The sequence below is a fragment of the Paraburkholderia sp. MM5496-R1 genome (assembly GCF_050436205.1).
Taxonomy (GTDB): Bacteria; Pseudomonadota; Gammaproteobacteria; order Burkholderiales; family Burkholderiaceae; genus Paraburkholderia; species Paraburkholderia tuberum.
Genome location: NZ_JBNDLT010000003.1, coordinates 19924 through 44341, shown reverse-complemented (window position 1 = coordinate 44341; position 24418 = coordinate 19924). Strand labels below are relative to the sequence as shown.

Here is a 24418-nt window from a genome sequence, read left to right as displayed (position 1 = left end):
AGGGAATGAAATGGGTTTGAAACTGCAAGGCTCGCACCCGCATAGCCTCGAGATCGCGCGTCTCGCTGCCGCCGTTCGTGCGAACGCTGACGATGCGCGTGTCTGGCGCTGGTACGCCGACCTCATGGAAGACGGACGCGTGAGTTGCACGCGTACGCGCAAGGGGTGGCTGATCACGGTAGACGGTCGCTGCACGGTGGAAGACGAGTCGTTTGATTGCGCCGTGCGTCGAGCGGAGCAGACATGGAGTGACATCGGGCAGTCCCAGGTCAAGCTGCTCCGCCGCAGCAAGACCGCCGTGAAGACAACCGCCTCGAATTTACCGCGGCTTCGGTGAAGCGCCGCTCAGAATGAGGATGACTGCTGGTCCCTGGCGGCCGCGTTGGAGCCTTGAGCGCCTGGCAGCGAGCCGAACATGTGCTGGCTGCATTTCGCCTCGCGCCATGCGGCACCCAACTTGTAACCGGAGAGCACCTTGCGTGCGAGGGGAAGTATCTGCTCGCCGGCCAGCATGCCGAGCAGGCCCGTCAGCGCAATGGTGGGCGGGGCCGGCGATTGCACGCCGATCGCACCGTAGACGACCCCGGCAAGGATGCCGGCCAACAAGGAAAGGATATACGGTTTCATAGTGCGAGTCTCATTGACGACCTGTCCCGTTACAGGATCTACCCAGCGAATTCGTGGAAAGACTACCGGCTACTCTGGATTAAGAAAATATCAATTAAGAGCTTTTAAGATTAATTCTTTGGGCAATAAAATTTAATCCCTTTTTAGTTGTTGCTGCTCTGTCCTTGCGTGTCAAATAACCGGAGCTGGATGTCGAATTGCCCAGCGCCAATGCACATTGGACGCCTGCCGGTCATGCCGGCATGGCGGCTTCCTCCTCTCTCCGGTTCAAAGGACATACCCGTCATGAACAATTCGAAGCTCGAAGTTCTCACTCCTCAGAACAGCCAACTGATCATCATCGATCACCAACCGCAAATGGCGTTCGGCGTTCAGTCGATCGACCGCCAGGTGCTGAAGAACAACGTCGTCGGTCTGGCCAAGGCGGCCAAGGTGTTCAACGTTCCGACCACGATCACCACGGTCGAGTCGCAAAGCTTCTCGGGTTACACGTATCCGGAACTGCTCGACGTGTTCCCCGAGCACAAGGTACTCGAACGCACGTCGATGAATTCGTGGGACGACCAGAAGGTACGCGACGCGCTCGCCGCGAATGGCCGCAAGAAGGTGGTCGTGGCGGGTCTGTGGACCGAGGTCTGCAACACGACGTTCGCGCTCTGCGCCATGCTCGAAGGCGACTACGAGATCTACATGGTGGCCGACGCATCGGGGGGCACGTCGAAAGACGCGCACGACTTCGCGATGCAGCGCATGGTCCAGGCGGGCGCCGTGCCCGTCACGTGGCAGCAGGTATTGCTCGAATGGCAGCGTGACTGGGCTCACCGCGCGACCTACGACGCCGTGATGGCGATCGCGAAGGAACATTCGGGCGCGTACGGCATGGGCGTCGACTACGCGTACACGATGGTCCATAAGGCAGCGCAGCGCACGGCTACGCCGCACGAGGTGCTGCCGGCTGTACCGGCCCGCTAATCGCCTCCGCGATCGCCGAAATCGGGGCGATGCGCTCCGCGTGAAGTCGGCGGCAGCGCACGCGGTCTGCCGATCGCTGCGCTGCAGTGCATTCCCCGCGAGGTACGCGGGTTGAACCGCGAGGTCTCGCATCAGCATTCCAATCTCACGGAGAGACTGATCGTATGGAATCTTATCTGGTGTCCCTCGGTGCAGGGATGCTGATAGGCGTGATCTACAGCGTGATCAAGGTCCGCTCGCCCGCGCCTCCGCTCGTTGCCCTCATCGGCCTGCTTGGCATGTTGATCGGCGCACAGGCCGTTCCATCCCTGAGGCAATTGTTGGGCTTTTAATCGAACTGATAGAAACGAGGAAACGCAAATGAGCGCAACCGCTACCCATCCCGATCTCATTTTGCACAACGGACGGTTCACCACGCTGGATCGTTCGAACCCGATCGCCAGTGCCGTGGCGATTGCCGATGGCCGCTTCGTCGCGGTCGGCAGCGATACCGACGTCATGCCGCTCGCGGGCCGCGCGACCAAAGTTATCGATCTCGGTGGCCGGCCGGTGCTGCCAGGCCTCATCGACAATCACCTGCATTTGATCCGCGGCGGTCTGAACTACAACATGGAGCTGCGCTGGGACGGCGTGCGCTCGCTCGCCGTTGCCATGGAGATGCTCAAGCAGCAGGTTGCGATCACGCCCGCGCCGCAATGGGTGCGCGTGGTCGGCGGCTTCACCGAGCACCAATTCGAAGAGAAGCGGCTGCCGACGCTCGATGAGCTGAACGCCGTCGCGCCGGATACGCCGGTCTTCATCCTGCATCTGTACGACCGGGCGCTGCTCAATGCCGCCGCGTTGCGCGTGGTGGGCTACACGAAGGATACGCCGGAGCCGCCGGGCGGCACGATCATGCGCGACAGCGCGGGCAACCCCACCGGGCTGCTGCTGGCGAACCCCAATGCGTCGATCCTCTACGCGACACTCGCGAAAGGCCCGAAGCTGCCGCTGGAGTATCAATACAATTCGACGCGTCATTTCATGCGCGAACTCAACCGCCTTGGCGTGACCGGCGCGATCGATGCCGGCGGCGGCTCGCAGAACTACCCGGACGATTACGAAGTCATCCGCAAGCTCCATGATGCGGGCGAGATGACGGTGCGCATCGCGTACAACCTCTTCACGCAAAAGCCGAAGGCCGAAAAGGAAGACTTCGTGAACTGGACCGGCTCGGTCAAGTATCACGATGGTTCGGACTACTTCCGCCACAACGGTGCGGGTGAAATGCTGGTGTTTTCGGCGGCCGACTTCGAGGACTTCCGCGTGGCGCGCCCCGAACTGCCGCCCGGAATGGAGGGCGAACTCGAAGGCGTGGTGCGGGTACTCGCACAGAACCGCTGGCCGTGGCGCCTGCATGCGACCTATGACGAAACCATCAGCCGTGCGCTCGATGTGTTCGAGAAGGTCAACAAGGATATTCCGCTCGACGGAATCAACTGGTTCTTCGACCATGCGGAAACCGTTTCCGAGCGATCGATGGATCGCATTGCGGCGCTGGGTGGCGGCATCGCGGTTCAGCATCGCATGGCCTATCAGGGCGAGTATTTCGTCGAGCGCTATGGCGCGCAAGCGGCACAAGCCACGCCGCCCGTCGCGAGAATGCTCGAGAAGGGCATCAAGGTCTCGGCCGGCACCGATGCGACGCGCGTCGCGTCGTACAACCCGTGGGTGTCGCTCGCATGGCTCGTGAGCGGCAAGACAGTCGGCGGTCTGCGGATGTATCCGCAACGTAACCTGCTCGATCGCGATACCGCGCTGCGCATGTGGACGGAGCACGTCACCTGGTTCTCGAACGAAGAGGGCAAGAAAGGGCGCATGGTGCCCGGGCAGCTTGCCGACCTCATGGTTCCGGACCGCGACTTCTTCTCGTGCGCGGAGGACGACATTGCCGGCACCACCGCATTGCTCACGGTGGTCGGCGGAAAGATCGTCTGGGGCGCGGGCCCATTCTCGCAACACGATCAGCCAATCCCGCCTGCAATGCCGGACTGGTCGCCGGTGCGCCAATACGGCGGCTATGGCGGCTGGGGCGCTACGCAGCGCGAGGGCGCGCCGCTCGGACGCGCCGCTGCCGCGGCGATGTGCGCCTGCGCGAGCGCCTGCAATGTGCACGGCCATGCGCATGCGAGCGCGTGGGCCAGTGCATTGCCGACTTCGGATGCAAAGGGCTTCTGGGGTGCATTCGGCTGCTCTTGCTGGGCGATCTGACATGACGATATGGAACGGCAGCAGCAACCCCGCATGGGTTCGTGCGCTGCTATCGCCGCCGTGGGTTGGGCCGCTCGTGCGCCTTGCGCTCGTGTCCGCCTACCTCATCGGCGGTGTCACCAAAGCGCTGAACTTCGAGGGCGCAATTGCGGAGCAGGCGCATTTCGGCCTGCACCGGGCCGCCCTCTGGGCAGCGCTCGCGGTGGCGGTAGAGATCGTCGGCTCGCTGTGCGTGGTATTGCGCCGCTTCGCGTGGATCGGCGCAGGCGGCCTCGGCATGCTGACCGTCGTCGCGATGCTGGTTGCCAACGACTTCTGGAACCATGTCGGTGTCGAGCGCTTCATGGCGCTCAACAGTTTTTTCGAGCATCTGGGACTGATCGCGGGGCTCGTGCTCGCGATCCTGCTTGGCGATTCGCAGCGTCCGGCCGGCGAGAACCGCGCCTGACCGATTGATCAGTACGATGAAATATCAAGGAAATTCCGCTATGAAACCAATTCGCACTGCCTTAGTTGCCCTGATGATCGCGGGCGGTCTCGTCGCCGCGCCCGTTTCTTTCGCGAAGGCGCCCGTAGCGCCGGTCGAAGCGCCGTCGGTCGCAGTCGGTCCGCAGTACGACACGACGCACGTATACGTGGCGCCAGAGGACTTCGACCGCTTCACCGACAGCTTCGTGGCGACGTTCGGCGGCAGCAAGTCGAAGCAGGGTGTGTTCCAGGTCACGCCGACACCGAGTCAGACGATGTCGCAGCTCGTATTTACCCCGGCAGGCACGATCTCCGTGTTCGGCTTCAAGACGCCCATGCCGTATCCCTTCGGCGCGGAGCGCACGGGCTACCTCGTGACGGACATGGACGCGGCGGTGAAGTCGGCGCGTGCACTCGGTGCCGATGTGATCGTCGATACGTTCCCCGACCCGATCGGCCGCGATGCGATCATCACGTGGCCGGGTGGTACCAACATTCAGCTCTACTGGCACACCGAGGCCCCGCACTACGACAAGCTGCAGACCATTCCCGAGAATCGGGTCTACGTGTCGCCGCAAAGCGTGCACAAGCTGGTTCACGATTTCGTCAAATTCTCGCACGGCAAGGTGGTGTCCGATGACCTGAAGGCGCCGGGTGTCGAGATCGGCAGACCTGACGACACCTATCGCCGCATTCGAATCGAATCGCCGTTCGGCAAGATGACCGTGCTCGTGACGGACGGTCATCTGCCTTACCCGTTCGGGCGCGAAGTGACCGGCTACGAAGTATCGAATCTGGCCGATACGCTTCAAAAGGCGAAGGCCGCTGGCGTCAATGTGCTGGTGCCGCCGTTCACCTCGGCCGGGCGTGATGCCGCGGTCGTGCAGTTCCCGGGCGGCTATATCGCCGAAATTCACGCAGGCGCGGCGCAATGAAGTCCGAGGACACGATCCTTGCCGCGATCGCCGGCTTTGTCGACACGCTGAGCTTCGTTGCACTGTTCGGTCTGTTCACCGCACACGTGACGGGCAACTTCGTGTTGATTGGCGCCGGCATCGCCGGCTCGGGGCAGGGCGTTCTGCTCAAGCTGATCGTGTTCCCCGCGTTTATCGGCGGGGTCGTTCTCAGCAGCCTGCTCGTGCGTTGGCTCTCGCAGGGGCATGCGCGTCAGGGCGCACGCCTGCTCTATGCGGTGCAGGCCGTGCTGATCGTCGGCTTTTGCCTCGCCGGCGTATGGGCGACGCCGGTCAGCCGGCCCGACAGCTTGCCTGTCATCGTGGCCGGCGTCGTGGGTGCGTTCGCGATGGGTGTGCAGAATGCGCATCCGCGCCTGATCCAGCGCCCTGGCGTGCCGAATACCGTAATGACGGGCAACGTCACGCAAGCCGTTCTGGACGTGATCGACATGCTGTCGCCGGGCACGGTCGACAGCGAGCGCGCCGCGGCGCGCTCGCGCTTCGGGTCGATGATGCCGGCCATTGTCGCGTTTGCGGTTAGCGCGGTGGCCGGGGCACTGGGGGTGGTCTACATGGGCTTCTGGGCGCTGCTTGCGCCGGCGTGCGCCCTCGTCGGGCTCGCGGTGACCACGGGAGAGCATGAGCGCGCAATCGCGCCGGGGCACTCATGAATCCAGGCGGCGCAGGGAATCATCCCGCTCAGGCCCCGCGCGTGAGCGGGACGGGCAAACACAAACACAAGCGGACACAGGCAAAGAAATCCATGGTATCGAGCACGACGCGCGGGCGTCGATTCGAGAAGGCCGCGCGCTTGACGGCCATCGCCGGGCTGTTGCTGATGGGCGCCGATGCAGCGTTCGCGGATACGGCGGCGCAACCGGTTGCAGGTGCAAGCCTCGCGGCTGACTCGGCCGGCGCGACCACTGGCACGGTGGTGAATGACGCCACAACGACCGACGCGTGCAACGTCAAACGTCCTGCCGTGATGTTCAACCGCTGGCAGGAGGACTGGTCGGTGCTTGCGAACCCCTGCGTTCCGCGCAAGCCACTCGACAGCCTCAAGTACATTCCGCTCGGCGGCGACCCCGCCTCATATCTGTCGCTTGGCGCGAACCTGCGTGAGCGTATCGAAACCAATGACGCCCCGCTGTTCGGTATCGGCTCTGCGCAGTCGGATACGTATCTGATTCAGCGCATCGAAGTGCATGCCGATGCACATCTCGCCGAGCACTGGCAGTTTTTCGTGCAACTCGTGGATGCGCGGGCGTTTGGCAAGAACGTGGTCACGCCGGTGGACAAGAATCCGCTCGATCTCGAGCAGGCATTCGTGGCCTACACCGGAGCGGTCGGCGGCGGTACGTTCAAGTTTCGCGTTGGCCGCCAGGAAATGGCATTCGACTTGCAGCGTTTCATTGCCGTACGCGATGGCCCGAACGTACGACAGGCGTTCGATGCCATCTGGGCAGACTACGAATACCAGAAGTGGCGCTTTATCGCCTACGCGACGCAGCCCGTGCAGTACCGTAACGCGACGGTGTTCGACGACGTGTCGAACCGCAATCTCACTTTCAGCGGCGTGCGTTTCGAGCGCCAATCCGTCGGGCCGGGTGATATGTCCGGCTACTGGTCGCGCTACAACAACACCAACGCGCGATACCTCGACGCTCAAGGTTCTGAGCACCGCGACGTCTGGGACCTGCATTATTTCGGCACGCGCGGCCGCGTCGACTGGGATGCCGAGGCGATGCTGCAGACGGGAACGGTCGGTAATAGTACGGTTCTCGCGTGGGCGGTCGGCTCGCTCGCGGGTTACAAGCTCGACCTGCCGTGGACGCCGCGCGTCGCGGTGCAGATCGACGCTGCCTCTGGCGACCGGCACCCGCATGATGGGCGGCTCGAGACCTTCAATCCGCTATTTCCGAACGGCTATTACTTCACGCTCGCAGGCTATACGGGCTACGCGAACCTGATCCACATCAAACCATCCATCACGCTCAAGCCTTCGGCCAATCTCACGCTGCTTGGCGCGCTGGGCTTCCAGTGGCGCGAGACGACCGGCGACGCCGTTGTACCAGCAGCCGAATCAGCCAGTGCCGGGCACGGCGGGCAAGGGCAGCCGGTGGACCGGCATGTATGTGCAGTTGCGCGCGGACTGGACGATTGCGGCAAATCTGGTAGGTTCGGTCGAAGCCGTGCACTTCCAGGTGGGAAACGCGATTCGTGAGGCGGGCGGCCGCAATGCCGACTACGCCGGCGTCGAACTCAAGTACGGGTGGTAGGACTTGTCGGCGATCAGGCTCGTGGCGATCCCGGCGGCGCGAGCAGCGTTGCCGGGGATCGCGCCATTTGTCAACCTCGTTCAGGCTCTGACTACGGCTGGCCCGATTGACGAAGGGGCTCGTTGTTCAGGTGCTCAAGGCTAACAGCTTGCCGAGAAAGTTAACATCGCCTTCGAGAGATTTTTGAGCTGCCCGCTTTAGGCGGGTTGCGCGCTCACGGTGGCGAGCCCCTGTTAGCCCGCCTCGCAGCCGGGCCCCGCGCGCGTGCTAATCTTGCTCCCTTCGCGGACGTCCCGCGTCAGAGCAGACACCATGACGGAAGCCTTCGATCCGGACGGCATCGAGCAAGCGGTCTTCGTGGTCGGCGAGCGCCATGCGACGCTGGACGAGCCGTGGCGCGCGTATCGGCGCGCGCGTCTGATTCATGTCAGCGAAGGCGTGCTGACCGTGCGCACGGCATCCGGCCGTTGGGTCGTGCCGCCCGCCCGCGCGCTGTGGATCGCCGCGAATACGCTGCACTGCCTGCACGCGACGCGGCCGGTGCAGTCGTATTCGCTCTACGTCGCAACCGATGCCGCAATAGACGCCACCGCCGACTCCGCCGACGCGCCGCTGCCCGCGCAGACCGGCGCGCTGATCCCCGACACCCTGGTGCAGGCGCTGCTCGCCGCCGCGGCCGATCTGCCGCACGATCACACGCCCGATGAACCCGCCCGCCGTCTGCTGCAGGTGCTGCTGGATCGCGTCGCCGGCTTGCCCGCCGCGCCGCTTGGCTTGAACTGGCCAGGCGATCCGCGCGCGCGGCGCATCGCCGAGGCGCTCAGCGCGAATCCCGCGCAATCGCTGGTGCTGGAGGAACTCGCCGCGGCTGCGGGCGTGACCGCGCGCACGGCCGCGCGATTGTTCGCGAAGGAAACGGGGCAGACCTTCGGTCAATGGCGCCAGCAGTTGCGTCTGCTGGCCGCGCTCGAACATCTGGGTGCCGGTGAGAACGTCACGCAGGTGGCGCTCGAAGTCGGCTATAACGACGTGTCGTCGTTTATCGCGGTGTTTCGCGATGCGTTCGGCGACACGCCGGCGCGCTATTTCCGCTGACGCCGCTTCGTGGCCACCGCGCGAGCGTCGCCGTCGCGCGAAAACGAATCTGCCTCAATGAGCGCCGGCCGCATCCGGTCCACCTCCGCCCTTGGCCGGCCGCGTGATCCAGATCAGCGGAATGATCAGCACGAAGATGATCGCCGACACATAGAAGACGTCGTTCAGGCCCATCATCGCGGCCTGCGTGTTCACGGTGAAATCGAACAGCGCATTCGCCGATTGTGGATTCAGATGCAGCACCGACTGCGTGTTGTCGATCTGCTGCGTGAACAGCGGGTTGTCGACCGACGCCTGCTCGGTGAGCCGCACATGATGCAGTATCGTGCGGTTGTTCCACGCGGTACCCGCGATCGACGTGCCCACCGCGCCGCAGAACACCCGCACGAAATTCGACAGCCCCGCCGCCGCCGGAATCCGGCTCTGCGGCTGGCCGGACAGGATGATCGCCGTTAGCGGCACGAAGAACAGCGCCATCGGAATGCCTTGCAGCAGCGTCGGCAGCACGAGGTGCCACGTATCGATCTCGATCACGTACTTCGAGCGCATATAGAACACGATCGCGAAGCCGACGAACGCGACCGTCGAAATCACGCGCGCGTCCGAGTGCGGCAGCACGCGGCCGAGTATCGGCGCAAGAATGATCGCGAAGATGCCGAGCGGTGCGGTGACGAGGCCGGCGTCGATCGAACGGTAGTTCAGGTACTCCTGCATCCATTGCGGCAGCAGCACGAGATTGCCGAAAAATACCCCGTAGGCGATCGAAATCGCGATCGTGCCGCCGAGAAAATTGCGCTGCTGAAAAAGCCGCAGATCGACGATCGGGTGCTCCTCGGTCAGCTCCCATACGAGGAAAAACGCAAAGCTGATCAGCGCGACGAGGCCGAGAATCGCGATCACCGGCGACGAGAACCAGTCGAGATCCTTGCCCTTGTCGAGCATGATCTGCAGCGACGCGACCCACGTGATCAGCAGGCCGAGACCGACCACGTCGATCGGTGGCTTGCGCGTCGGCGATTCGCGGGTGCGGTAGATCATCCACGTGACGCCGGCCGCGAACAGGCCGACCGGGATGTTGATGTAGAAGATCCACGACCAGCTGTAACTGTCGGTGATCCAGCCGCCTAGCGCCGGGCCCGCGATCGGGCCGACGGTGGCGGTCATCGCCCACAGCGCGAGCGCGGTCGACGACTTCTCCTTCGGATACGAGCCGAGCAGGATCGCCTGCGACAACGGAATCAGCGGCCCGGCCACCGCGCCCTGGAATACCCGCGCCAGCAGCAGGATCGGCAGCGTCGGCGCGATGCCGCACAGCCATGACGCGAGCGTGAAGGACAGGATCGCGCCGACGAACAGCTTCACCTGGCCGATGCGCTGCGTGAGCCAGCCGGTCAGCGGAATCGCCACCGCGTTGGAGGCCGCGAACACGGTGATCACCCACGTGCCTTCGTCGACCGAGACGCCGAGGTTGCCGGAAATGGTCGGAATCGCGACGTTCGCGATCGACGTGTCGAGCACGTTCATGAACGTGGCGAGCGCGACGGCGATCGTCGCGAGAACCAGCCGGCCGCCTTCGAGAGGCGCGGGCGGTGACGGTGGCGCGGGTGGCTGAGGCGGCGGCGACGCGGAATCAGGCGCGGCGTTGGGCTGGCTCAAAAGGCGTTCTCCGGAGGTTTTGCGGCGGACGGCGCGAACGGCGTGAGGACGGACGGCGAGGGCGCGCGATTCGCAATGCGTGGTCGGCGCAGGATGCCGTGGACCGTGCACCGCGGCGGCGGGTCCGTCGATGCGCAAAAGCATACCCGCAATCGCCGGCCGGCGCCGGCCACGGCAGCAGCCGATGCGGCGCCCGACGGCGCGAACGCGGCACGCGGCGTATGCTCGCGGCTGAGGCTGCGTCAGCAAAGGCCGAAACGTACACCCAATCCCACGGAAAAAAGGACCCCACCATGAGCTGGCAACAATTCGAACACGGCTGGCGGCGCGCGCCGCAAAACGCGCCCGCGACGAGCCTCGTCGTGCTGATGCACGGCGTCGGCAGCAACGCGCGCGATCTGATGCCGCTCGCCGACATCTGGAGCGAGGAGCTGCCCGGCACGGCGTTCGTGTCGCTCGACGGCACCGATCCGTTCGACGGCGGCTTCGGCGGCCGCCAGTGGTTCAGCCTGCGCGACGTCGGCGCGGCGAACCGCGAGGCGCGCGTCGCCGCCGCCTATCCGGCGCTGCGCCGCGTGCTCGACGCCGAGCTCGCGCATTGGCAGCTGTCTTTCGATCGGCTTGCGCTGGTCGGCTTCTCGCAAGGTTCGATCATGGCGCTGCATCACGTCGCGTCGAGCGTTGAGGGCGCGGCCGGCGTCGTCGCGTATTCGGGGCGGCTCGCCTCGCCGATCGTGTCGTCGAACCGCGCGACGCCGCTCACGCTCGTCCACGGCGAGAACGACGAGGTGATCCCGGTGCGCGAACTCGAATCCGCGGCCGACGCTTTCAACTCCGCCGGCTATGCGGTCGACGCCTACGTGCTGCCCGGCGTCGGCCACACGATCACCGCCGACGCCGTCGCGCTCGGCCGTGACGCGCTGGAACGCGCACTGGGCGAGCTGTCGCGCGATTGACACAAACCCACTAGAAAGTGGCCCTAAAGATTCTGATGGGCTTGCCGTCATATGGGCAATAGCTTGAAAATCACCCCCGCCGTGCGGGAAGCGCAACGCCCAGCGGGGCGTGTCGCGCGGCTTCGGGGTACCGGGGGCGCATTTCCAGACCGCCTTGGACGGCGCATAACGACACATCAGAGCCTGCATATGGCCAGACCGACGCCGCATTACCCGCTCTTTGAGCGACTGTTCCGCCACGCCGTGGCGGTGGATCTCGGCACGGCCAACACCCTTATCTATACCGACGACGGCGGCATCGTGCTGAACCAGCCGTCCGTCGTGTGCTTCGAGACGCAGCCCGCGAGCGGGTCGAAGCGGATCGCCGCGATCGGCGCCGAGGCGCGCCAGCTGCTCGGCCGCGTGCCGCGCAATCTGGAAGCGGTGCGGCCGATGCGCCACGGCGTCATCGCCAATTTCTCCGCCGCCGAACACATGATCAAGCAATTCGTCGACATGGCGCGGCCGCGTTCGCTCTTCAGCCGGCGCGCGGCATTCACGCTGTGCGTGCCGGCCTCCGCGACCCACGTCGAGCGCCGCGCGATCCGCGAAGCGGCCGAGGCGGCTGGCGCGTGGAAGGTCAGCCTGATCGGCGAATCGCTCGCGTCGGCGCTCGGCGCGGGCCTGCCGGTGGGCGACCCGACCGGCTCGATGGTGGTCGACATCGGCGGCGGCACCACCGAGGTCGGCGTGATCGCGCTGGGCGGCACCGCGTATAGTGGCTCGGTGCGCGTCGGCGGTGACAATTTCGACGCGGCGATCATCGGCTACGTGCGCAATCTGTATGGCGTGCTGCTCGGCGAGCAGACCGCCGAGCACGTCAAGAGAGCCATCGGCTCGGCCGTGCACGACGTGCCGCTCGAGCAGATGAACGCAACCGGCCGCAGCGTCGACGATGGGTTACCGCGCACGGTGCAGTTGAGCAACCGCGATATTTCGGAGGCGATCGAAGGGCCGCTGAGTCAGGTGATCGGCGCGGTGAAGCGCGGGCTCGAATTGGCTCCCGCCGAACTCGTGACGGACATCGCGCACAAGGGCATCGTGCTGACCGGTGGCGGCGCGCTGCTGCGCAATCTGGGGCGGCGTTTGAGCCGGGAAATCGGCCTTGACGTGCACGTCGCCGACGAACCGCTGACCTGCGCGGTGCGCGGCGCGGGCGCGGCGGCCGCGGCGGGGTGGGTGGACGAAGCCGGGGACGCGTGAGCGGTGGATAAGGGCTTCACTACAGCTCGGCAAAAACCCGGCATTCGGTGGCAAGGTAACCGGCCCTTGGCAAGGCGGGCTGCAAATGGACGCTGCGCTTTACCGGCCCTGTGACGGGCAAGCGACGCGATGCGGGCCCGGCGTGTCTCCCGAGGTCTCTATTGCGGACGCACGTGAAGACGCTTGCGATGGGCCGTTCGATCGACGCTGGCAAACACTCCGTTGCAGGGATGGTTGCCCGATGCGCGCCGCGAAACGGTACGCGGTGCGTCGCATGGCATGAACCTCGCGCATCCGTCCGCGTTCAATCGTTACGTGGATGATTTCATTCAGGCGATGAGCGCGCGCTGAGCAAGTGAAGCGAAGATCAAGGGCGATCGGCCGGCGCGCGCCGCCGATCGCCCGTTACTGCATCAGGCCTTGCGATGCGCGTCCTTGTCGAGCGCGCGTTCGGCCGCCTCGCCGACGAGCCCGTGATAGTACAGATGCACGCCGATCGCGAGCGAGTCGTTGCGGATTTCGTGGAATACCTTCCACGCCTTTACCGGGTCCTTGAACAACAGATAGTGCGCTTCCTGCGCGATCAGATCGGCGACTTCATGCAGGCCGTGTCCATGCAGCACGTCGACGAGCGTGTCGAGACTGCGATGCGTGCGCGCGTCGGTGCGCGGATAGAGCATGTGCAGCACTGCGACGTTCTGCGTCTTCAGCGCCGCCGACAACGCGACGACGATATCCTGATGATTCAGCGCGGTGACCGTGTGGTCTTCGGTATGGACATGATCCGGAAACAGCGTTTCGAGAGAGACATTCATTTGTATTCGTCCTGCTTTTCTGTGTGATCAAAAAAACCCGCTTCGAATCGCGGGCCGCAAGCATCAATGCACGGATCGAGTATCGCAGATGGATCCACGCCGACGCAGTGTGCTGGCAGCAAAACATTGTTGCGGCTGGTGTTCCGACTTTCGTGCAACTTTCAACGGCATCGCGATGCACCCGCCGCGTGCCGACAACGAATGTTGCGCCCAAGGAGATGGACTGTTGCGATCAATCGACGCAATCAACGACACGCCGACCCGTAGAATGCGCAGCGGAGCCTGAGCATGCCCGTCTTCGGGAGCGCCGATGTCGCGCCTCGCCGTACGACTGCGATGCATGCCGGCGCGAGTGCGGTATCAAGCAAAAGGAAGACGTACATGAATTCGAAGTCACACGCAACGCTGAGCTTTTCCGACAGCGACCAGACCATCGATCTGCCGATTTATCAGGGCTCGTTGGGCCCCGACGTCATCGACATCCGCAAGCTGTACGGCCAGACCGGCAAATTCACGTACGATCCTGGCTTCATGTCGACGGCGGCGTGCAACTCCGAGATCACATATATCGACGGCGACAAGGGCGAACTGCTCTACCGCGGCTACCCGATCGACAACCTCGCGCAGAACGCCGACTTCCTCGAAACCTGCCACCTGCTGCTGAAGGGCGAACTGCCGAACGCCCAGCAGAAAGCCGCGTTCGAGAACACCGTCACGCAGCACACGATGGTGCACGAGCAGATGCACTTCTTTTTCCGCGGCTTCCGTCGCGACGCGCACCCGATGGCGATTCTGGTTGCGGCGGTCGGCGCGCTGTCCGCGTTCTATCACGACTCGCTCGACATCACGAACCAGCAGCATCGCGACGTATCGGCGATCCGCATGATCGCGAAGCTGCCCACGCTGGTCGCGATGGCGTACAAGTACAGCGTCGGTCAACCGTTCGTGTATCCGAAGAACGACCTGTCGTACAGCGCGAACTTCATGCGCATGATGTTCTCGAATCCCGCCGAGGAGTACGAGGGTCAACGACGTGCTGGTGCGCGCGCTCGACCGCATTCTGATCCTGCACGCGGACCACGAGCAGAACGCGTCGACGTCGACCGTGCGGCTCGCCGGTTCGTCGGGGGCGAATCCGTTCGCGTGTATCGCGGCCGGTATCGCGTGTCTGTGGGGCCCGGCGCACGGCGGCGCGAACGAAGCCGCGCTGAACATGCTGGAAGAGATCGGCTCGGTCGACAACATTCCCGACTTCATCGCGAAGGTGAAGGATAAGAACTCGGGCGTGAAGCTGATGGGCTTCGGCCACCGCGTGTACAAGAACTACGACCCGCGCGCGAAGCTGATGCGCGAAACCTGCCACGAAGTGCTCGAAGAGCTGGGCCTGCACGACGACCCGCTGTTCAAGCTCGCGATGGCGCTGGAAAAGATCGCGCTCGAAGACGAATACTTCGTGTCGCGCAAGCTGTACCCGAACGTCGACTTCTACTCGGGCATCGTGCAGCGCGCGCTGGGCATTCCGACGTCGATGTTCACCTGTATCTTCGCGATGGCACGCACGGTCGGCTGGATCGCGCAGTGGAACGAAATGATCGCCGATCCCGAGCAGAAGATCGGCCGTCCGCGTCAGTTGTTCATCGGCGAGACGCTGCGCGAGGCGAAGCCGGTCGCGAAGCGGTAACAGGCCGGATAGACGCCCGACAACGCGTTCAACGACGGTCGCCAACCCACGGCTCACGAGGCCGTGGGTTTTTTTACGTTCCGCGCATCCTGCCGCCTGCACGTCCCGTGCCACCGAAAACGCCGTCAAAAAACGGCGCAAAAAGCCGAAACTCCGAGGCGATAAGCTCGTCTCACGCGGAAAGAGCCTCTACAATCGGATGGGCCGGTCAACCGGGGGCCGGCCCACCGGGGGGCCGGCCAACCGGGGCCCGGGTGACGGGGCAACCGGGCAATCCGGCGGCCGATCCGAGGCGAGACCCGAAGTGCAACCAAACGCAGCAGCGAATCCATAGGAGCGACCTTGATACAGCAGCCAGAAGCCCTCGGCGGGCTGACCCACTCCGGCGGCGTCGATCATCGCGAGCCCGAGCAGGACGGCGTTTTCATCCCGACGGAAAACCTTAACGTCGCGAGCGTTACGCAGCACGTGCTCAAGTCGGGCGACACCTTCGTCGTCAACGATCCGCTCGGCGATATCACCGGCCACGACGATGGCCTGTTCGTCAACGATACGCGCGTGATGTCGCAATTGCGGCTGACCTTCGGCGGCCGCGCGCCGTCGCTGCTGTCGGGCAGCGTCAGCAGCGACAACACCAGTTTCACCGCGCATCTGACCAACCGCCCGCTGCCGCCGCTCGGCGGCGACAGCACGCCCGAAGGCGTGATCCACGTCGAGCGTGTGCGCGTGCTGTCCGGCACCGTGCTCAACGAGGCGATCGAGCTCACGAACTACGGCACGCACGATGCGACCGTGCCGCTGTCGATTTCGTTTTCCAGCGATTTCCGCGACATGTTCGAAGTGCGCGGCCTGAAGCGCGACAAACAGGGTCGCGTGCAGCCCGCGCGCATCGAGAATCAGGAGGTGCTGCTCGGCTACATCGGTCTCGACGACGTGGCGCGCAACGTGCGGATCGCGTTCTCTCCGCAGCCGGACAAGCTGTTCGCCGACCGCGCCGACTACACCGTCAAGCTGCCCGCGCAGGCATGCGTGTCGATCTATCTGTCGATAGCGGTGCATGTCGTGCCGATGACCGGCAAGCCCGGCGCCGACGTGTCGCAGCCGATGCATGCGTTGAGCGAAGCGCATCTCTCGCAGATCGATGCGGAGCGCCCGCGCGTCGGCCGCACGGCGGTACGCGCGGCAATGGTGGATGCGCACCTGGTGATGCGCGAGCGACGCAACGCGAGCGCGCGCGTGCGGTCGAGCAATCCGCTGTTCAACGCGTGGATCGACCGCTCGTTCGCCGACCTCGGCCTGCTGACGACGGATCTCGCGACCGGCCCGTACCCGTACGCGGGCATCCCATGGTTTTCGACCCCGTTCGGCCGCGACGCGGTGATCACGTCGCTGCAGACACTGTGGCTGCAACCGCATCTCGCAGCCGGCGTGCTGCGCTTTCTCGCCGAGCATCAGGCGCGCGAGAACTCGCCGTTTCGCGACGCCGCGCCGGGCAAGATCATGCACGAGATGCGCAAGGGCGAAATGGCCGCGGCCGGCGAAGTCCCGTTCGCGCTGTACTACGGCGGTGTCGACACCACGCCGCTGTTCATCGTGCTGGCCGGCGCCTACGCGGCCCGCACCGGCGACGTCGGCTTGATCGACGAACTATGGCCGGCGCTCGAACGCGCGGCGCAGTGGGTCGCGGGCGTGTGCGACAAAAACCGGCACGGGCTGCTCGATTACCAGCGCGAATCGGATGGCGGCCTCGCGAACCAGGGCTGGAAAGACAGTCACGATTCGGTGTTCCATGCGGACGGGCGCTTCCCTGACGGCCCGATCGCGCTCGTCGAAGTGCAGGCCTATGCGAGCGCCGCGTTCGACACGATGGCTCACTACGCGAAGCTGCGCGGCCTGCGCGACGCGGCCGCGCAATACGCGGAGCGCGCGAAGAAGATCCGCCGCTGCGTCGAAGAAAAGTACTGGATGGACGAGGTCGGCTTTTACGGCATCGCGCTCGACGGTCATGGCGAGTTGTGTCGCGTGATGGCATCGAACGCGGGGCATCTGCTGGCGTTCGGCCTGCCGACGCGCGAGCGCGGCGAGGCGGTGGTGCGGGCGCTCGACTCGACGCTGTTCCACACCGGCTGGGGCGTGCGCACGCTGGCCGCGAGCCAGGCGCGCTTCAATCCGATGGCATATCACAACGGCTCGGTCTGGCCGCACGACAACGCGCTGTGCGCGCGCGGGCTGTCACGCTATGGCGGCAAGGCGTCGGCCGTGAAGCTGCTGCAGGCCCTGTTTCAGGCCGCGGTCAATTTCGACATGCGCTTGCCCGAGCTGTTTTGCGGCTTCCCGCGACGCCGCGGCGAGCCGCCCACGGCCTATCCGGTCGCGTGTTTGCCGCAGGCATGGGCGGCGGGCTCGCCGTTCATGATGCTCGAGGCGTGTCTGGGCATCACGATCGACGCCGAGCGCCGCGAAGTGCTGATCGAACAGCCGATGCTGCCCGAAGGTATCGACTGGCTCGAGGTCAGCGATCTGCGGGTCGGGGATGCGTCGGTGTCGATCACGTTCCGCCGGATCGGCGAGAAGGTGGTGGCGTCGGCGGAGCAGGGCGATGTGAGGGTGGTGGCGCTGCTTTGACGCCGACCACGGTAGCGGGCATCGATGTTGGCGGCGACCGGAAGGGAAACCATCTGGTCGTCCTGCGCGGCACCGAGATCGTGAGCCATCTCGGCAACGCGACCCCCGAACAGATGCTCGAACGGTGTCGCGCACTCGAGGTGGCGGCGGTCGGCATCGATGCGCCGTGTCGTTGGCGAACAGGCGCCGCGGGACGACTAGCCGAGAAGGCGCTCGCGCGGCAGCGAATCTTTTCGTTTGCGACACCCGCTCGCGAAACGGCGATCGCCAGCAAAAGCGGCTTCTACGGATGGATGTTCAACGGCGAGCGCGTCTACGACGCATTCGTCGCGCACTTTCCGCTTTTCAGCGGCGGCGAAAAAATCAATGGCCGCGTGTGCTTCGAGACATTCCCCCACGCGATCACGTGCGCTTTCCTCGGGACGGACGTCGCATCCGCGAAGCAAAAGGGTCCGCAGCGCCGGGCAATCCTCGAACGGGAAGGTATCGCAACAGCGTCGCTGACTTCGATCGACGACGTCGACGCGGCGCTATGCGCGTTGGCGGCACGTTATCTGCTCGACGGCAGAGTCGAAACATACGGTGACGAGCCAGGCGGATTCATCGTGGTGCCTGGACTTTGACACTCACATTCTGGGAGGACGGGTGCACCTGGCACGACGATTCGGAGTATTGCTGCTATCCATGGCGGCGTTGGGTTCGACCGCGGCATCGGCGAACGACATTCAGTGTGCAACCTCGCAGCAACCCGCTGAGCGCGTCATTTGCGATCACGCGATCCTGAACAACGAGTACGACGACATCTTCGCGCAGCAACAGGCTCTTCTGAGCAGCGGGAAACTCTCGTCCGCGCAACTGGCGAAGTGGCGGCAGGCGCGAAACGCCTGTATCGATGTGCACTGCGTGGATGGCGTGTTCGCGCAGTGGAAGGCGATGGCCCGGTCCGTCGACGTCGCTCCTCAGCCGGCCGCGCCTGAGCCGGCCGCGCCTGTCGTGACGGCCTCTGAAGCGGCGATGGCACCTGTCGGTCCCAATCCCGAAGCGCCTCCAGTCGTATCCGCATCTGATGCATCTCAGGTGTCCCAGGCCTCGCCGACATCGGAGGCTTCTCTGGTGCGTCAAGGGAGTGCCGCCGGTGTGGCGCTTCCGCAGCCCGTCGCGGCGGAGGCTTCCGCGCCCGTGGCTGCCTCGGCGGCGCCCAGCCAGAGCGAATCTCGTGGCATGACCGGCATGAGCGACGTCAGTGGCGGCCTGATCGTGGTTCTGCTCGTCGCGCTCGGAGCCGGTGTGTTCTTCGCGCTTCGGAACCGAAGCAGAGCGACCGCAAAGAAGACGCAAGGTAAGAACGGGCGATGAGGTGATGCCAACGCGCTGGCCTCGCGCACGAAGCCGCGCTTTGACCTACCGGCCGGGCCGCTCGATTCGCCAATCAAACAACGCGGAATGCCTGTCACGGCGTTTCGCGCTAAAAGCGACTGCAAGGAACCGATTATCGGACGAGGAAACCGTAAGTCAGCGGGTCACGCTCGTCCACGATCCAGGTTGCGAAACCGCAAACGTATGCGTTGCCCTGGACCTCGGGGACGACGGCCTTGAAGTCGCCGACGGTCGTCTCACTGAGTACACGCCCCTTGAAGACCGTGCCGATGATGGACTCATTGACGAGCGTCTCGTTGCTCGCCAGTTCGCCGCGCAGATAGAGTTGCGCGACGCGTCCGCCCGTCCCTGAGCCGGTGGGCGAACGGTCCACTTCGCGGTCGGCGAACACGCAACAGTTGGCTTGCGTCGAGCCTTCGTGCCGTGGTGCGTTGGCAATGATGGTCCCGTAGATGTGGTTGATTTCCGGGATATCGGGATGCTCAACCGGGTACGCGTCGTTTGCAGCTTTTTTGACCTCGGCGCCAAACTTGATCAGTTCCTCGACAGAAGACTCCCGGACTGCGAGACCGTGCGGCGCTCCGTCCGTATAGAAGTAGAAGGCACCACCGAAGGCGATGTCACCCTTTACCGTGCCAAACGACGGCGTCTCGACCGTGACATCCCGTTTCCAGACGAACGACGGAACGTTGACGAAGCGTACGTTGCCGGCGTGTTCACCATCCCATTGCACGAACGCCTCGATGAAGCCACATGGAGCGTCGATGCCGATTCGCGTCTCGGGAATCTGGCGCTGAACCCAGCCCAACTCGACCGCCGCGGTAGACAGCGCGATAACGCCGTGTCCGCAGTGGTCGCTATAACCCTCGTTGTGGACGAAGATGATTCCGAAGTCTGCCGTGGGACTAACGGGTTCGGTCAGGTATCCGCCGTACATGTCAGCATGACCACGCGGTTCGAACATCAGCGCGGTACGAATTTCGTCGGCGTTCTCCTTCAGCCACGCTCGACGCTTGACGATGGTGTCACCGGGAAGACGAGGAAGCCCGCTCGTCACGATACGGAACGCTTCGCCGCCGGTATGGACCTCGACTGTCGAAATAGTGCGAGTGATTTTCATGTGTGCGTTGGGGGTTATTCGATTGAACGTCACTGCCCGTAGGGTTGCGCATATAGTCTCCAGGTATTGGACCCGTGTTTGACCAGATTAGCTGCGCTTCGGCATGGGTTCAACCTTTGAGCACGCCATCCGACAGGAGGAGTCGTGAAACTGACCGATTTCGATACACTGACTTTTGACTGCTATGGCACCTTGATCGACTGGGAGAGTGGCATCCTTGAAGGCCTGAGGCCTCTGCTGGAGCGAGCCAGGACGCCGCTCACGCGTGACGAGGTTCTCGAAGCGCACGCTCGCCACGAGTCGTCGCAGCAGAACTTTACCCCTGCGAAGCGCTATCAGGAACTGCTTCCCATCGTATATAAGCGCATGGCTGAAGAGTGGGGCCTGCCCTATACACACGAAGAATGCGTGGCGTACGGCCAGTCGATCAGAAACTGGCCGGCATTCGCCGATTCCGCGCTCGCGCTGCAATATCTGAAGAAGCACTACAAGCTGGTCATCCTGTCGAACATCGACAACGAAAGTTTCACCTTCAGCAACGCCAGGCTGCAGGTTGAGTTCGACGCCGTCATCACAGCGGAGGACGTCGGGTCCTACAAGCCGTCGCCGCGCAACTTCGAGTACATGCTTCAGAAGCTCGATCAGCGCGGCATCAAGAAGGAAAAAATCCTTCACACGGCAGAAAGCCTCTTCCATGACCACAAGCCCGCAAACGAGTTCGGCCTGGCGTCGTGCTGGATTTACCGCCGTCATTCGCAGCCGGGTTTTGGCGCGACGATGAACCCGGGCTCGCAGCCTGACATCGACTTCCGCTTCGACAGCATGGCGGACTTCGTCGACGCGCATCGGGAAGCGCTGGTGAACTGAGCATCTTCGCGCCGTTGAAACGCGCCTGCCCGGTGGTAACATTTGTTGTCATCTCTCACTCCGGCGCCGACCACCTCCCCATGCCAGACAGCTTCGATCAGCTCGTCGCCCTGATCCGGGCGCGCTTTCCCGAACTGAGCCCGCAGTTCCAGATGGGAGCGGGCTTCCTGCTCGATCATCCCGACGAGGTCGCGGTGTCGTCGATGCGCAAGGTGGCCGAGCGCGCGCAGGTGCAGCCCGCGTCGCTGGTGCGGCTGTCGCAGCAACTGGGGTTTCCCGGCTGGAACGAATTGCGCGATCTGTTCGTCGCGCGCGTGCGCACGCGGCCCGAGCCGTTGACGAGCCGGGCGCGCTCGATGGTCAAATCGAAAGATGCGCTCGCGAACGATCTTCTCGTCGCGCAGCAGCACAATCTCGAAACGACCGCCGCGCATAGCGGCCGCGTGATCGTCGAGGCCGCGCGCGTGTTGCGGCGTGCGTCGCACGTGCACGTGGCGGGCTTCCGCTCGTGTTACGCGGTGGCGTTCGGTCTCGTCTATGGCTACCGGCTGTTTCGTCCGTCGGTGTCGCTGCTCAACGGCGAGGCCGGCACGCTCGAAATGCAACTGCGCACGATCGAGCGCGACAGCGCGACCATCGTCATCAGCTTCGCGCCGTATTCGGTCGAAGCCGCGCGCGTCGCCGAGGCCGCGCTCGAAAAAGGCAGCAAACTGATCGCCCTCACCGACAGCGCCGTGTCGCCGATCGCGTTGAACGCCGACAAGGTACTGATCTTCTCGCACGAAAGCCCATCGTTCTTTCCGTCGCTGGTGGCCGCCACAGCGATCGCCGAAGCGCTGGTCGCGCACTTGCTCGCGCTCGAAGGCGCGGATGCGCTCGAGCAGCTTGCGCTCGCCGAACAATCGTTGCATGCGAAGGGCGCGTACGTGCCTTGAGCGATTGCGTGAGGCACGCCGCGCTCCATTCGATGCCGTTCAAGGTATTTGACAACAAATGTTGTATTGGCGTATAAATACGTACCGATTGTTGAATATGGTGCGACCCGTGGCGTCGATGCAGGAATTCAGTGTTTTTTCAGGTCAGCGGCGAGCCGTACGACATCGGCTACCGGCTTGGCGAAATCGCCTCGCCGCGGCCGGCCCGCTGCAACCGGCGGCCCTGCTCGACGTACTGCACGATCGCGCGCCGGCGGGCTTGCCGATCTATCGCGACGATCCTTACGATCCCGACGAGGAAAACACTCTCGCCACCGCGCTGTTCGAAATCGGCAACGCTGGTGTGTCGATGAAAGCGTATCGCCAGAAGCAATGCGCGTTCGACACTTTCGTCGCGTGCGCGACGCCCGAACCGGCCCGCGTTTCAGCGCCCGCCGCCCTTACCAGGAACTGAACATCATGTCCACCGTTTTTCATCGCTCTCCGAAGCAATCCTTGCCGGTGGCCGTCGCGGGCGACGGCATCGAAATCATCGACTCCACCGGCAAGCGTTATATCGACGCGTCGGGCGGCGCAGCCGTGTCGTGCCTCGGTCACAGCAACCAGCGCGTGATCGACGCGATCAAGCGGCAAGCCCAACGGTTGCCGTACGCGCACACGTCGTTCTTCACGACGGAGCCGGCCGAGCAACTGGCCGACCGGCTCGTCGCGAGCGCGCCGGCCGGACTCGAGCACGTGTACTTCGTGTCGGGTGGCTCGGAGGCGATCGAGGCGGCGCTCAAGCTCGCGCGTCAGTATTTCGTCGAGAAGGGCGAGACACAGCGGCGCCATTTCATCGCGCGTCGGCAGAGCTATCACGGCAACACCCTCGGCGCACTCGCGATCGGCGGCAATGCATGGCGCCGCGAGCCGTTCCTGCCGATCCTGATCGAAGCGCATCACGTGAGCCCGTGCTACGCATATCGCGAGCAGCGCGCGGACGAAACCGAAGAAGCGTTCGCTCAGCGTCTCGCCGATGAACTCGAGCAGAAGATTCTCGCGCTCGGTGCGGACACGGTCGCGGCGTTCGTCGCGGAAACGGTGGTCGGCGCCACGGCGGGCGCGGTGCCGCCGGTGCGCGAATACTTCCGCAAGATCCGCGCGGTGTGCGACCGCTACGGCGTGCTGCTGATTCTCGACGAGATCATGTCGGGCATGGGCCGCACCGGCTATCTGTACGCCTGCGACGAAGACGGGGTGGCGCCCGATATGCTGACCATCGCCAAGGGCCTTGGCGCGGGTTATCAGGCGATCGGCGCGACGCTGGTCAGCGACCGCATCTATCAGACCATCGTCGGCGGCTCCGGCTTCTTCCAGCATGGCCATACCTATATCGGCCATGCGACCGCGTGCGCGGCCGCGCTCGAAGTGCAGCGGGTGATCGCGGAAGACGATCTGCTGGCGAACGTGCAGGCGCGCGGCGAGCAGTTGCGCGGCCGGCTGCGCGAGCACTATGCGCAACATGCGCATATCGGCGACGTGCGCGGGCGCGGCTTGTTCGTCGGCGTCGAACTCGTCAAGGATCGCGTTACCAAAGAGCCGTTCGACGCCAAACTGAAACTGCACGCGACGATCAAACGCGAAGCGTTCGCGCGCGGCCTGATGGTGTATCCGATGGGCGGGACCGTCGACGGCGAGAGCGGCGACCACGTGCTGCTCGCGCCGCCGTTCATCTGCACGGAGCGCGACATCGACGAGATCGTCAGCCGCCTCAGCGATGCGATCGGCGCGTCGCTCGCCGCCCGCTGAGATTCGACCCACCGCCTTTTGCGAGAACGATGATGACCGAGCGCTTGCCCCACTTCGACATGTCCACTGCCACGCCCGAACAGAAGGCGGTGCTCGACGAAATCCTGTCCGGCCCGCGCGGCAACCTGAATGGGCCGTTCCTCGGCTGGATTCACAGCCCCGATCTCGCGCAGCACGCGCAACGCCTCGGCGCGTTTTGCCGCTACCAGACCGGGCTGCCGCTGCGGCTGTCGGAACTCGCGATTCTGGTGACCGCTTCGCGCTGGCAGGCCCAGGCGGAGTGGTACATCCACTATCCGATCGCGCTGCAGGCGGGCGTCGGCGAAGCGGACGCCGAGGCGATCCGCCAGGGGCGCCGCCCCGAGTTCGCCGATGCCGACGACGCGCTGATCTACGACTTCGCGAGCGAACTGTACGAGACGAAGCGCGTGACGGCCGCGACGTATGCGCAGGCGGTCGGGCGTTTCGGGCATCAGGTCGTGATCAACCTGGTCGGCCTGCTCGGCTACTACGCGCTGGTCGCGATGACGCTGAACGTGTTCGACATGCGCGCAGTGGGGCAGCAAAGCCTGCCGTTTCCCGAATAGCGCTTTTGCCAACGAGCGGCTGCGCAGCAGCGCCGCGCGCCAACGAAAAGCCCCGGTTGCCGAACTTCGCAACCGGGGCTTTTTACTGCGGGCTGCATTAACGACTTGCGCGCTCAGTTATC

22 protein-coding genes and 3 pseudogenes are annotated in these 24418 nt (G+C 64.4%); 21 read left to right on the top strand and 4 right to left on the bottom strand.

Translation table 11 applies throughout. The features are described from left to right. The first annotated feature begins 10 nt into the window (after window positions 1-10). Complete coding sequence (locus OKW38_RS26355) at window positions 11-337, top strand: hypothetical protein (RefSeq protein ID WP_429363880.1); 327 nt, start codon at window positions 11-13, stop codon at window positions 335-337. 8 nt (window positions 338-345) lie between these two features. Here the strand turns inward: OKW38_RS26355 and OKW38_RS26350 are convergent, their stop codons facing one another. After that, entirely contained in the window at window positions 346-627 is a 282-nt protein-coding gene (locus OKW38_RS26350; RefSeq protein ID WP_429363878.1) for a XapX domain-containing protein, read from the bottom strand. A gap of 285 nt (window positions 628-912) precedes the next feature. On the opposite strand from OKW38_RS26350, the gene OKW38_RS26345 reads away from it, so the two are divergent. The 8 genes and pseudogenes from OKW38_RS26345 to OKW38_RS26310 all read left to right on the top strand — a co-directional run bounded on the left by OKW38_RS26345 (window position 913) and on the right by OKW38_RS26310 (window position 8647). Next, window positions 913-1599: a hydrolase gene (locus tag OKW38_RS26345; RefSeq protein WP_184031324.1), complete on the top strand. Its 687-nt coding sequence runs from the start codon at window positions 913-915 to the stop codon at window positions 1597-1599. A gap of 164 nt (window positions 1600-1763) precedes the next feature. Further along, window positions 1764-1931: a DUF1427 family protein gene (locus OKW38_RS26340; RefSeq protein WP_184062561.1), complete on the top strand. Its 168-nt coding sequence runs from the start codon at window positions 1764-1766 to the stop codon at window positions 1929-1931. Window positions 1932-1959: 28 nt separating this feature from the next. After that, the gene (locus OKW38_RS26335) at window positions 1960-3849 is read left to right on the top strand and encodes an amidohydrolase (RefSeq protein WP_429363876.1); all 1890 of its coding nucleotides are present in this window, start codon (window positions 1960-1962) and stop codon (window positions 3847-3849) included. Between the two features lies 1 nt (window position 3850). Then, on the top strand, window positions 3851-4297 hold the full coding sequence (locus OKW38_RS26330) for a DoxX family protein (RefSeq protein ID WP_429363874.1): 447 nt from the start codon (window positions 3851-3853) through the stop codon (window positions 4295-4297). A gap of 40 nt (window positions 4298-4337) precedes the next feature. After that, window positions 4338-5252 (top strand): glyoxalase, encoded by a 915-nt coding sequence (locus tag OKW38_RS26325; RefSeq protein ID WP_429363872.1) that lies wholly within the window; start codon window positions 4338-4340, stop codon window positions 5250-5252. Beyond that, window positions 5249-5944 carry a YoaK family protein gene (locus OKW38_RS26320; RefSeq protein WP_429363870.1) on the top strand — a complete coding sequence of 232 codons (696 nt, stop codon included), beginning with the start codon at window positions 5249-5251 and terminating at the stop codon, window positions 5942-5944. Before OKW38_RS26325 ends, OKW38_RS26320 begins: the two co-directional genes overlap by 4 nt. 92 nt (window positions 5945-6036) lie before the next feature. Beyond that, window positions 6037-7552, top strand: a pseudogene (locus tag OKW38_RS26315) (alginate export family protein). A gap of 312 nt (window positions 7553-7864) precedes the next feature. Then, a complete protein-coding gene (locus OKW38_RS26310; protein ID WP_429363869.1) occupies window positions 7865-8647 on the top strand; it encodes an AraC family transcriptional regulator in 783 nt (260 codons plus the stop codon). Between the two features lie 54 nt (window positions 8648-8701). Here the strand turns inward: OKW38_RS26310 and OKW38_RS26305 are convergent, their stop codons facing one another. Next, a complete protein-coding gene (locus OKW38_RS26305) occupies window positions 8702-10303 on the bottom strand; it encodes a DHA2 family efflux MFS transporter permease subunit (RefSeq protein WP_429333776.1) in 1602 nt (533 codons plus the stop codon). 293 nt (window positions 10304-10596) lie between these two features. Here OKW38_RS26305 and OKW38_RS26300 point away from each other — a divergent pair, with 293 nt between their 5' ends. The 3 genes and pseudogenes from OKW38_RS26300 to OKW38_RS26290 form a co-directional block, all read left to right on the top strand. Next, window positions 10597-11259 carry an alpha/beta hydrolase gene (locus tag OKW38_RS26300; RefSeq protein WP_429363867.1) on the top strand — a complete coding sequence of 221 codons (663 nt, stop codon included), beginning with the start codon at window positions 10597-10599 and terminating at the stop codon, window positions 11257-11259. Between the two features lie 189 nt (window positions 11260-11448). Continuing rightward, a complete protein-coding gene (locus tag OKW38_RS26295) occupies window positions 11449-12501 on the top strand; it encodes a rod shape-determining protein (protein ID WP_184031269.1) in 1053 nt (350 codons plus the stop codon). 222 nt (window positions 12502-12723) lie between these two features. Continuing rightward, window positions 12724-12852, top strand: a pseudogene (locus OKW38_RS26290) (alpha/beta fold hydrolase); the annotation flags it as partial. A 62-nt stretch (window positions 12853-12914) separates the two neighbouring features. On the opposite strand, the gene OKW38_RS26285 reads toward OKW38_RS26290, so the two are convergent. Further along, a complete protein-coding gene (locus OKW38_RS26285; RefSeq protein ID WP_429333778.1) occupies window positions 12915-13316 on the bottom strand; it encodes a hypothetical protein in 402 nt (133 codons plus the stop codon). A 381-nt stretch (window positions 13317-13697) separates the two neighbouring features. Between OKW38_RS26285 and gltA the strand changes: the two are divergent. The 4 genes and pseudogenes from gltA to OKW38_RS26265 all read left to right on the top strand — a co-directional run bounded on the left by gltA (window position 13698) and on the right by OKW38_RS26265 (window position 18978). Then, a pseudogene (gene gltA / locus OKW38_RS26280) lies at window positions 13698-14997 on the top strand (citrate synthase). A 345-nt stretch (window positions 14998-15342) separates the two neighbouring features. Then, complete coding sequence (locus OKW38_RS26275) at window positions 15343-17622, top strand: amylo-alpha-1,6-glucosidase (RefSeq protein ID WP_090810509.1); 2280 nt, start codon at window positions 15343-15345, stop codon at window positions 17620-17622. Next, complete coding sequence (locus OKW38_RS26270; protein ID WP_429363865.1) at window positions 17619-18245, top strand: DUF429 domain-containing protein; 627 nt, start codon at window positions 17619-17621, stop codon at window positions 18243-18245. Before OKW38_RS26275 ends, OKW38_RS26270 begins: the two co-directional genes overlap by 4 nt. A gap of 22 nt (window positions 18246-18267) precedes the next feature. After that, window positions 18268-18978, top strand: a complete 711-nt coding sequence (locus tag OKW38_RS26265; protein WP_429363863.1) for a hypothetical protein — start codon at window positions 18268-18270, stop codon at window positions 18976-18978. Window positions 18979-19111: 133 nt separating this feature from the next. On the opposite strand, the gene lhpH is transcribed toward OKW38_RS26265, so the two are convergent. Next, window positions 19112-20119 carry a trans-3-hydroxy-L-proline dehydratase gene (lhpH, locus tag OKW38_RS26260; RefSeq protein ID WP_429333782.1) on the bottom strand — a complete coding sequence of 336 codons (1008 nt, stop codon included), beginning with the start codon at window positions 20117-20119 and terminating at the stop codon, window positions 19112-19114. 144 nt (window positions 20120-20263) lie between these two features. On the opposite strand from lhpH, the gene OKW38_RS26255 reads away from it, so the two are divergent. The 5 genes from OKW38_RS26255 (at window position 20264) to OKW38_RS26235 (ending at window position 24296) form a co-directional block, all read left to right on the top strand. Continuing rightward, on the top strand, window positions 20264-20986 hold the full coding sequence (locus tag OKW38_RS26255) for a haloacid dehalogenase type II (protein WP_090809692.1): 723 nt from the start codon (window positions 20264-20266) through the stop codon (window positions 20984-20986). A gap of 80 nt (window positions 20987-21066) precedes the next feature. Continuing rightward, window positions 21067-21921, top strand: a complete 855-nt coding sequence (locus OKW38_RS26250) for a MurR/RpiR family transcriptional regulator (protein ID WP_090809694.1) — start codon at window positions 21067-21069, stop codon at window positions 21919-21921. 97 nt (window positions 21922-22018) lie between these two features. After that, complete coding sequence (locus tag OKW38_RS26245; protein WP_429363861.1) at window positions 22019-22375, top strand: hypothetical protein; 357 nt, start codon at window positions 22019-22021, stop codon at window positions 22373-22375. 5 nt (window positions 22376-22380) lie between these two features. After that, window positions 22381-23709, top strand: coding sequence for an aspartate aminotransferase family protein (locus tag OKW38_RS26240; protein ID WP_187610799.1), 1329 nt, complete (start codon window positions 22381-22383; stop codon window positions 23707-23709). A 32-nt stretch (window positions 23710-23741) separates the two neighbouring features. Next, window positions 23742-24296, top strand: a complete 555-nt coding sequence (locus tag OKW38_RS26235; RefSeq protein ID WP_184059908.1) for a carboxymuconolactone decarboxylase family protein — start codon at window positions 23742-23744, stop codon at window positions 24294-24296. Window positions 24297-24418: the final 122 nt, after the last annotated feature.